Below are 9,161 nucleotides of genomic sequence, written 5' to 3' on the forward strand. Positions count from 1 at the left end.
CCTTTTGTCTACAATCTGAGCCGCTGATTTTTATCAGCGGCTTTTTTGTTTGTTTAATGAAAGACTTCCTGCGATTAACTATTTACTTCAATCACGGCGGAATTCTAATTACATTATTCCATTAATAATTCGTGGACAATGTGTTGTTTAAAATCTTTTGGCTTATCCAATAGTATCCCTCTACTTGACGCAGCTGCAATTATTAGTCCTAATTCATAGTACATATTTTTAGAAACTAATCCTTTTGAAATCATTTTCTTCACTTCATAATAAAATTGAATCAAAAAATCACTTGGTAATTTTTCATACAAAGACATTTTAATAACACCTACTATTCCTACTGATTTAATAGGAAAAATATCAATTAAAACTGAAATTGAAAAGAGTTTTTTTCCAGATTCATAAATTTGTCATTTTTACAGATAAGTTTGACAATACTGTTTTAATCTTGTTGATCTAACTTAGCAGGCTACTTGAAGAACTTAGTTCTCCATCTATTTTTTCAATCAATCTTATTCGAATCACCAAATAAACAAAAAAATGCATTATAATAATCTAAAGTTTAAACTAATACAGATAAGAATAGTAACGGATAAAAGTAAATGTTTTTAAAGAATATTATAAGGAGCTTTATATGGAGATAAGATACAAATTAACAGATGAAGATTATTTGAATTGCAAAGATTGAGGAAATAAAGGCTTATCTTAACTAAAAAGTGCAAAAATGATTTACGATGAATATCAGCGCTCCAATTGTATGACTTGGGATATAGGAGCTGAAACGATGGAAGAAGTATCTTTAAGTATGGTATCGGAACTAATGGTCGTTAGAAACAGGAGAAATCCTATGCCTTTGCATGGTAAGGTGAAAATTCATGCATAAAATTGGTGCAATCATACTCGCTGCAGGTATGTCTAAACGAATGGGTGAACCTAAATTATTACTATCCATACATGGCAAACCTCTTTTTCTTTATGTCCTTGGACCAGTCGTTGAAAGCTCTTTGGATCCGATTATCTTGGTTGCCGGTAAATATATAGAAGAAATCCAACAACATACTATGGACTTTCTAGAAATACAGATCATTTTTAACCAGAATTATGCTGCTGGGATGTCCACTTCCCTAAAACTAGGAATCCAATCTATCAAAGAACAGGTGGATGCTGTTATAATTTTCCTAGCGGATCAGCCGCTTGTTTCTAGGACAGTCATCCAATCCTTAATGGAAAATTATGAAGCAAGCAGGAAAGAAGGAATTCGGATTGTCCGCCCAGAATATCAAGGCGAATTAGGCCATCCGGTCTTAATGGATGCAGAATTATTTAACGAATTCCATACAATTGAGGGGGATAGTGGCGGTCATAGCATTATCAAAAAATATAAGCACGTAATGAAGATTGTTTCATTTGACAATCCAATGTGGGGAGCGGATGTTGACACCCCTGATGACTTCATGAAGATGAAACAGTATTTTGATTCAAAACCTAATGAGGAGTGAAGAAATGGCACGTGTATTATTTATTAATGCCGGTTCAGAAGGGCATATCAATCCAACGATTGGAGTTGTAAAAGAACTTGTTTCGCGTGGGGAAGAGGTCGTGTACATTACAATTGAAGATTTTCGTGAGCGGATTGAGAAGACGGGAGCAACAGTGCGTACGTTGGACGGTCAAAAATTTATACAGGCCTTTATCAAAGGTGGGAGAAGTTATTTACCAGAAAGGATTAACGGTCTTCTACATACGGCAGATATTGTTATACCTAGTGTGCTTGAACAGATTGAAGGTGAGCATTTTGATTTCATTATCCATGATTCCATGTTTGGTTGTGGACGTTTACTTGCCCAAATCCTAAATCTTCCTGCCATCAATTCTTGTACATCCTTTGCGGAGACAAAGGAATCATTCGATAAACTGTTGGAACGGCTTTCAAAAAATATTCCTACAGAAGCAGCTAAGGAAATTAATGATGAATATCAACGCCTGACAGCCATGATAAAGGAAAAATATGATGTCGAGATTGCTTCTCCTTACGAGGTTTTTTGTAATCCAGCCCCACTTACAATCGTCTATACAACTAGAGAGTTTCAACCTTCTGGAGAAGCATTCGACCAAACTTTCAAATTTATAGGTGCTTCCATCTCCACACGATTAATGCAGGATGACTTTGACCTTGATACGATCAAAGGAAAAAGTCCTATTTACATTTCTCTTGGGACAGTTTTTAACCGTGCCATTGATTTTTATAAACTTTGTTTTGCTGCATTTGGAAATAGCGATCATACGGTTGTTATGTCCATTGGGAAGCAAACTCCATTAATTGATTTAGGAGAGATCCCTCAAAACTTTATTGTAAAAAATTATGTTCCACAAACGGAAGTGCTAAAACAGAGTAAATTATTTATCACACATGGTGGAATGAATAGTACCAATGAGGGTTTCTACTACGGAGTTCCGCTCATTGTAATCCCTCAAAGCGCGGATCAGCCGATTATTGCCGGGCAGGTGGCCAATCTCGGAGCTGGTACTACATTACCAATGCAAGGCTTGACCGCAAATCAACTTCGTGATGCCGCAGATCATGTGTTAAATGAACCATCTTTCCATGAAGCTGCTTCAACTATAAGGGAATCGATTCAAAAATCAGGTGGATATCACCAAGCGGTTGATGAGATTTTTGCTTTTAAAAGAAAATACGTTATATAAATAAAGTTCACATTATTTTAGCTACATTAAATACTTAATGTAAAATGATAGGAGAGGAGTGATATCAAATGAAAGCACAAGTGATTAAAAAATTTGGTGATCCATCTGTTTTTGAGATGGCTAAGGTTCATAAGCCTGAGGCAATTCCTGGGCATGTTGTTATTCATGTAAAAGCAACAAGTGTAAATCCAATTGATACAAAAGTTCGATCTGGAGTGGTATCCGCAATTGCACCAGAATTTCCAGCGATATTACACGGCGATGTAGCTGGAGTAGTTGTAGAGGTTGGAGACGGAGTATCAGAGTTCAAGATTGGTGATGAAGTCTTTGGTTGCGCAGGTGGTGTGAAAGGAACAGACGGTGCCCTAACTGAGTATATGCTTGCGGATGTGCAGCTTCTAGCTATTAAACCAAGAAATTTAACGATGGCACAAGCAGCGGCGCTTCCTCTCGTAACGATTACAGCATGGGAGTCACTTTATAATCGTGCGAATATTCAAAACGGCCAAACGGTCCTTATTCATGGAGCTACAGGCGGGGTAGGTCATGTCGCCATTCAACTCGCAAAGGTAGCTGGAGCAAAAGTATATACTACAGCTTCATCTGAGGAAAAATTAAACATTGGACAGCGTTTAGGTGCAGATGTGACCATTAATTATCGAGAACAGTCAGTGGAGGAGTATGTAATAGAACATACAGATGGAAAAGGGTTTGACGTTGTGTTCGATACGGTCGGTGGCGAAAACCTTGATCGATCTTTCCAAGCTGCTGCCACTTACGGAACCGTATTATCCATCGCAGCACGCTCAACGCATGATTTGTCACCTCTGCATGCTAAGGCACTATCATTACATATTACCTTTATGATTTTAAAAATTATGAATAAGGAAAAAAGGCAGGAATATGGGAACATATTACGAAAAGTAACAAATCTTGTAGAGGAAGGGAAACTTCAGCCTTTAGTAGATGAAAGGGTTTTTGATTTTGATCAAGTAAATGAAGCACATACTTTTTTGGAATCTAATAAAGCAATTGGAAAGATTGTATTGATAAATAAATGGTAAAATTGTTTTTTTTCTAGAATAAGATTTGATTCTAATTGAAGAGCATTACTGGATTTTTGTTGATAGCAGACTCAAAAAAGCAATAAAATAGTGTAAATGTCTGTGTTAATAAAGATTATGGGAGAAACTAGTTAAAATAATGAAGGTATATAAGTTAAAGAATAACTTTAAAGGTTTAAAAAAGGGAACACAATTCTATTTGATTGCTGAATCTGAATTTATTGGAGTAAAAGATTTTGTTTTAAGAACGGAAGACTTAGCTGTCAGGATTTCAATAAATGAAAGGGAACTTCATAAAAATTTTATTTTATTGAAATATGGTTGAAGGAAAAAGGATGCTATAACGAAAAAATCAGAGCTGCCAATTTTGGCAGCTTTTCTAACAACATCCATCATATTAAGAAATCAAAAAAGCTCCATTCAGGACCATTGTAATATTATTGGTTAACACTCTTTTTGTTATTAGAAAGATGCCAAGTAAAGAAGTGTTTAATCTTCTCCTCTTTTTTTAGAACTTCGCAAAAAACTTCCGCTGCATATTGATTAAAGAACGAACAAACCATTCCTTCTTTTTGTCCACAGCAACTATAAAACGAAAATCTTTTAAATTTTAAATTACTAAAATGATGATACATTTCATAGTTAATATATCCGTTTGGATAAAGATCAACAATTAAATGAAAGTAAGGAAAGGCATTCTTCACCTCAGGCTCTAAGTCCATTTTATCCCAATTTAATTTCACATCAATAAGAAGACGAATACAATCGTCAAGTTCTTGAACTCCCCAGTCTTGATCTAGTATTGCATATTCCAAATTGATTTTTTTCATAATCTAGCCTCCTAAAATAAGTCCTATTTTAGGCAGCCCAGCCATCATAGTTTAGAACCTTAGACCCGTAGCTTTGCGTCCCAATCTTTCGAAAAGTTTGCCTTTATCTATAAACGATATGTAAATTATATTACAATTTTTTCAAAAATTACAAAATAAAGTTCTACAAATACCGACGTTTTATGAAAAAATTGGAACCAATTCCTATTTCAAATATATTGTGAGTAGGTGGAAGAAGGTATTCTTGTCAGTAAATCGAATATTTAATTGTCGGAATATTAAAAATGAATGGTGGTGGTTGTATGTCTTCTCCTAGATCTAGGTTTGAAATGATTAATGGAATGGAAGTTCATTTTACAGAATGGGGAGATCCACAGAAACCAGCTGTGGTTTGTTGGCACGGTTTAACTCGAAATGGGCGAGACTTTGATACTTTAGCCCGCCATCTATCCCAAAACTACTATATCCTTTGTCCGGATACAATTGGGCGGGGATTGAGCCAATGGAGTTCTTCCCCTGAAAAGGACTATTGTTTTGAAAACTACAGTAACCTGGCGATTCAATTATTGGACCATTTAGGAATCGAACGGATCCGATGGGTTGGGACCTCAATGGGTGGAGCTATTGGAATGCGTATTGCTGGAACGCTTAATCATCAAAATCGGATTTCACATTTAGTTTTAAATGACATTGGAGCAGGTGCTTCTGAAAATGCGGTTCAGGATATTGAAGGCATTAAACGAATTATTAGCTATGTAGGGAATCCACCGCAATTTAAAACCTTTAGTGAATTAAAGAAGTATTATCAAACCATTTATACCACATTTGGTCTTTCGAATGAAGAGGAGTGGAATGATTTTACCCAATACTCATGTAGAAGAAGCGATGAGGGTGGAGTGAGTCCTGATTATGATCCAAACATTGCTTTGCAATTTCAGCACACAGAAGATCTAAACTTATGGAACTACTGGGAAGCAATTCAATCAAAAATATTACTCATTCGAGGAGAAATTTCCGACGTTCTTCCTCTTGATGTTGCGGAAAAAATGAACCAAAAACCAAACTGTCAAATGGTAACGATTCCAAAACTTGGTCATGCCCCAGCTTTAAATACGGAAGAGCAAATTAGCCTTATTGAGAATTTTCTTCGGTAAATTGAAAGTTAATCTATTGAATTAGGAATGTATACCTAGGATGTGGCTATGCAAGGTTTAGTTTAAGTATTTTCAATCTAAAAAGCCGAGCATTTTATTTTGAATTGGGATGCTCGGCTTTTTTTCTATAGATGGTTTTATATACATTAACATTTAAGGAGAAATGTCCATAGCTCTAGTTCTTATGGACAAAACTCGTTAAGAGATAAAGTGAAATGTCCGCAATACCGGTTCTTACGGACGAAACTCGTCAAGCGAAAGGGAGAAATGTCCGCAATACTGTGAGCCTTAATTAATAGTAGAAACTTCTATTTTATCATTTTTATGAATATCTTCGGTGCCGGCATCCAATGCAGTCTTGTAATATAAGCATTTATGCTCGATTACTTCCATGGTTTTTTTTAGTTCTTCCATTTGTGCTTCTACATTTGCTTTTCGTTCCATAAACATGTCATATCGTTGTTGCAAAGTGGAATCCCCATCAGAACACCAATCAATGAAATTTTTAATCTCTTTAATAGGCATCCCAGTGGATTTTAGACATTCAATTACTTTTAGAGCGCCGATATCAGATTCTTTAAACATTCGTATTCCGCTAGGTGTTCGTTCTACAAAAGGAATAAGACCCTCCTTGTCGTAGTAACGCAAGGTATATACTGTAAGGTTTAATTCTTTTGCAACTTCGCTGATAGAATAAGTCTTCATCATTTATCTCCCATCCTTTTTGATATGGACTTCGAGTTAACTCTAGGATAGGGAGGATTTTATCACGCTAAATGCTTAATGTCAAAGGTACGTATACATAAAAAGGGAAATTAAAAGGCTAAAAATTTATTCGATTATTTTACTTGACCTAGAGTTAACTCTAAGGATTAATATTGTTTTGCAAGGGGAGAGAAGAGGGTAAATATGATAGAGGGGGAATTTGAACATGAATGAGTCCCTTTTAAAGTGAATCCTCTTGAAAAAATATAAATTATTGGAGGTTTTATTAATGGTAACTGCTAAAGCACGAGCTGTTGATGGTCCAGACCAACCGTTTCGAGCGGCTGAAATTAAAAGACGCGATCTTGATTCCCGTGATGTTCTGATTGAAATTAAATATGCAGGGATTTGCCATTCTGACATCCATACGGCTCACGGCGAATGGGGCCCCGTGAATTATCCACTCGTACCGGGACACGAGATTGCGGGAATTGTCACGGAAGTAGGAGCAGAGGTCACAAAGTACAAGATCGGTGATCGGGTAGGGGTTGGATGTATGGTTGACTCCTGTGGGGATTGTGAGAACTGCCGTAAAGGAGAGGAACAATACTGCCTGAAAGGAAATGTCCCTACATACGCTGGTGTCGACAAATACGGCGAGCCTACACAAGGTGGCTATTCTACCCACATCGTCGTAACGGAGAACTTTGTAGTCAGGATTCCTGATATCATTGGGCTTGATGCTGCAGCACCGTTACTTTGCGCAGGTATTACGACATTTTCACCACTAAACCATTGGGAGGCTGGACCAGGAAAGAAAGTAGCGGTTGTTGGTTTGGGCGGTCTGGGTCATATGGCTGTCCAAATTGCACATGCCATGGGTGCTGAGGTTACCGTTCTTTCACAATCATTGAAGAAAAAGGACGATGGCCTGCAATTAGGAGCAGACAACTACTATGCCACAAGTGATCCAGAAGCATTCCAGAAACTTGCAGGAACATTCGATCTTATCGTTAATACTGTAAGTGCTAAGATTGATATTAGTGCCTACCTTTCGTTACTAGCACTGGATGGTACAATGGTCAACGTCGGTGCGCCAGGAGAGCCACTTTCATTAAATGTGTTCTCCCTTATCGGTCATCGCCGTTCATTTGCAGGGTCAATGATTGGAGGAATCCGTGAGACTCAGGAAATGTTGGACTTCTGTGCAAAACATAACATTGTTCCTAAGATTGAAGTAATTTCAGCAGACCAAATTGACGAAGCCTATAAACGCGTCTTAGCTTCAGATGTGAAGTATCGATTTGTAATTGACATCAGTACGATGTAACTTGTGTAAATGAAAGGATGTCCAAAAAGTCTAGCTTTTTGGACGTCCTTTTTTATTAAGCTTTAACCGTACAATCTGAATAAATAAACAGTGACATAGATAGTGTCCTTTTTTCATACTATATTTTGGGGGTGGAAAAATGCCACGAGTAAATTATCGAAGTTCTGATGTTGACTTAATGGCAAGGATGATGAGAGCAGAGGCCGAGGGTGAAGGAAAACAAGGAATGTTATATGTTGGTAATGTTATTGTGAACCGCCTTGTAGCCAATTGTTTAGACTTTAAAGGACTAAGGTCAGTTCCGAATGTAATTTATCAAGTACAAGGTGGAAATTACTCCTTTGAGGCAGTTCAAAAAGGGAATGTATTTTATCAACGATCAAGAACTGCTGAAAGAAGATTAGCAAAACAAAATTTGGATTATTGGAGAGACCACCCGGCGAAATATGCACTTTGGTATTTTAATCCACATGCTCCCTGCCCTCCAACATGGTATGGTCAACCTCAATCTGGACAATTTAAAGAACATTGTTTTTATGAACCAAAACCTGGAACATGTGATAGTGTTTATAGAGGCTAAGCTTACTCGACGAGTAAGCTTTTTTGAGTATTTAGAAATTTACCTAAAAATAAAACTTTTAATGATGAGCCTTTTCAAGAAATAGTCTAATCCCAAAGCCTATCAGTATGGTTCCCGTGAGTCCTTCAATAATATTTTGTGTTTTAGGTTTTTTCATAAAATTACTAATCTGATGAATTAAATGGACATAAAGTACTGACCAAAGGATGGTCAATACAGTATAAGTGGTACCCATGATAACAAACGGTAAAAAAGTATTGCTTCCAGGGTCAACAAATTGAGGGAAAAAGGTTAAAAAAAGAATTGCAATTTTGGGATTTAAGAGATTTGTAAGGAACCCTTGTTTAAAACAAGATTTACTAGCAAACTTGCTTTTTGTATTCATCTCAGCACTTGCTGCTACTTCCTTGTTCTTTAAAGACCATAATGTCTTAACACCTAGATAAATTAAGTAAACAGCCCCCACATATTTAAAGACAGAAAATATTAATGCTGATTTCACAATGATGGCGGAAAGTCCTAATACAGCAGCAGACGTATGGATAAGAAGGGCACAACAAATACCAAAAAGTGTTTTAAGCCCCCCGGATTTCCCAGCGGTGACCGTATTTTTTGTAGTGATTGCAGTATCGGGACCGGGTAAAATGATAAAAAAAATACACATAAGAACAAACATATAAAAGTTTTCCATTGTAGTATCTCCTTCCTGATTTTGATAAGGTTTGAATATGTAATTCATTATATAAAAAGCGAGAGATTAATTGAAGATTAATCTCAGACTGTCGACAAATC

The 9,161-nt window shown here is 36.7% G+C and carries 10 protein-coding genes and 1 riboswitch; of the genes, 6 read left to right on the forward strand and 4 right to left on the reverse strand.

Going from position 1 to position 9,161, the window contains the following annotated elements; all coding sequences use genetic code 11:
- Nucleotides 1-113 precede the first annotated feature (113 nt).
- Complete coding sequence (locus COJ96_RS24705) at nucleotides 114-317, reverse strand: hypothetical protein (RefSeq protein ID WP_098576459.1); 204 nt, start codon at nucleotides 315-317, stop codon at nucleotides 114-116.
- A 558-nt stretch (nucleotides 318-875) separates the two neighbouring features.
- Here COJ96_RS24705 and COJ96_RS24710 point away from each other — a divergent pair.
- The 3 genes from COJ96_RS24710 to COJ96_RS24720 all read left to right on the forward strand — a co-directional run bounded on the left by COJ96_RS24710 (nucleotide 876) and on the right by COJ96_RS24720 (nucleotide 3,770).
- Nucleotides 876-1,499, forward strand: a complete 624-nt coding sequence (locus COJ96_RS24710) for a nucleotidyltransferase family protein (protein ID WP_098576460.1) — start codon at nucleotides 876-878, stop codon at nucleotides 1,497-1,499.
- 4 nt (nucleotides 1,500-1,503) lie between these two features.
- Entirely contained in the window at nucleotides 1,504-2,706 is a 1,203-nt protein-coding gene (locus tag COJ96_RS24715) for a macrolide family glycosyltransferase (RefSeq protein WP_098576461.1), read from the forward strand.
- Nucleotides 2,707-2,774: 68 nt separating this feature from the next.
- Nucleotides 2,775-3,770: a zinc-dependent alcohol dehydrogenase family protein gene (locus COJ96_RS24720; protein WP_098576462.1), complete on the forward strand. Its 996-nt coding sequence runs from the start codon at nucleotides 2,775-2,777 to the stop codon at nucleotides 3,768-3,770.
- A 437-nt stretch (nucleotides 3,771-4,207) separates the two neighbouring features.
- Here the strand turns inward: COJ96_RS24720 and COJ96_RS24730 are convergent, their stop codons facing one another.
- Nucleotides 4,208-4,600, reverse strand: a complete 393-nt coding sequence (locus COJ96_RS24730) for a hypothetical protein (protein ID WP_098576464.1) — start codon at nucleotides 4,598-4,600, stop codon at nucleotides 4,208-4,210.
- Nucleotides 4,601-4,628: 28 nt separating this feature from the next.
- Nucleotides 4,629-4,712: riboswitch (cyclic di-GMP riboswitch) on the reverse strand.
- Between the two features lie 190 nt (nucleotides 4,713-4,902).
- On the opposite strand from COJ96_RS24730, the gene COJ96_RS24735 reads away from it, so the two are divergent.
- Complete coding sequence (locus tag COJ96_RS24735; protein ID WP_180230250.1) at nucleotides 4,903-5,754, forward strand: alpha/beta fold hydrolase; 852 nt, start codon at nucleotides 4,903-4,905, stop codon at nucleotides 5,752-5,754.
- 288 nt (nucleotides 5,755-6,042) lie between these two features.
- Here COJ96_RS24735 and COJ96_RS24740 read toward each other — a convergent pair whose 3' ends face one another.
- A complete protein-coding gene (locus COJ96_RS24740; protein WP_098576466.1) occupies nucleotides 6,043-6,459 on the reverse strand; it encodes a MerR family transcriptional regulator in 417 nt (138 codons plus the stop codon).
- 289 nt (nucleotides 6,460-6,748) lie between these two features.
- Between COJ96_RS24740 and COJ96_RS24745 the strand changes: the two genes are divergently transcribed.
- Entirely contained in the window at nucleotides 6,749-7,789 is a 1,041-nt protein-coding gene (locus tag COJ96_RS24745; protein ID WP_098576467.1) for an NAD(P)-dependent alcohol dehydrogenase, read from the forward strand.
- Nucleotides 7,790-7,928: 139 nt separating this feature from the next.
- Nucleotides 7,929-8,369, forward strand: coding sequence for a cell wall hydrolase (locus COJ96_RS24750; protein WP_098576468.1), 441 nt, complete (start codon nucleotides 7,929-7,931; stop codon nucleotides 8,367-8,369).
- Nucleotides 8,370-8,427: 58 nt separating this feature from the next.
- Here COJ96_RS24750 and COJ96_RS24755 read toward each other — a convergent pair whose 3' ends face one another.
- Entirely contained in the window at nucleotides 8,428-9,060 is a 633-nt protein-coding gene (locus COJ96_RS24755) for a LysE family translocator (protein WP_098576469.1), read from the reverse strand.
- Nucleotides 9,061-9,161: the final 101 nt, after the last annotated feature.

Source organism: Bacillus sp. AFS073361 (assembly GCF_002567005.1).
GTDB lineage: Bacteria > Bacillota > Bacilli > Bacillales > Cytobacillaceae > Neobacillus.